The 744-nt window shown below is 47.2% G+C and carries 2 pseudogenes; both read right to left on the reverse strand.

The features are described from left to right. A pseudogene (vmeU, locus tag R7Q48_RS27010) lies at positions 1–464 on the reverse strand (multidrug efflux RND transporter periplasmic adaptor subunit VmeU); the annotation flags it as partial. Continuing rightward, a pseudogene (vmeT, locus tag R7Q48_RS27015) lies at positions 464–744 on the reverse strand (multidrug efflux RND transporter periplasmic adaptor subunit VmeT); the annotation flags it as partial. The pseudogenes vmeU and vmeT, both read right to left, overlap by 1 nt.

Below are 744 nucleotides of genomic sequence, written 5' to 3' on the forward strand. Positions count from 1 at the left end.
AAACGCGTATAGTTCAACTGGTTGGTGGCGTTATAGAAGTTTGCCTCTGCCAGTTCCTTGTTTGCGGTCAGCTCATCCAGTTCTGCTTTGGATATCATTTGGCGGCCGTGCAGCTCTTCACCTCGTTTAAGCTGGCGAATCGCAAGCGTGTATTGCGCTTCAGCATCATTTACCGCTTGCTTTTCTTTGCTGTCATCCAGCTTGGCGATCATTTGTCCTTCTTTCACGACGTCACCAGCTTTCACTAGTACGTGTTGAATTTCACCGGCGCGACGAAATGCCATTGGTGTTTGTTCAGCAGGAACGACTAGCCCTTTAAACGCGCGATATTGGCTTTTCACTGGCGCGTCAACTGAAATAGTCGAAACATACAACGGTTGTTCGCCTACGTTTTGACTATCACTTTGGCAACCAGTAAGAACGGCCAAGGCGATGGCCGATACTGCAAATAGAGAATGCTTCATTAAATGCCTTCCTCACGAATCCAAGCTTTCACCACTTGCCCTTCGACTAATCGTTCTACGCCAGCAATAACCACGTAGTCGTTGTTATCCAAACCTGACTCAATCGCGCCACTTTCATTTAGTGACAATGTCACTTTATTCACTTGTTGCGTTGAGCTATCCATCACCCAAACTTCACCTTGGTTCTCTTGCTTGTTTACCCAAGCCGATGTCGGCAACGTCATGGCGTTAGACTTGTTTTGCTTAGCAATGTGTACTTGTCCTGTCATCCCAGTGAGCA

Source organism: Vibrio sp. 378 (assembly GCF_033339435.1).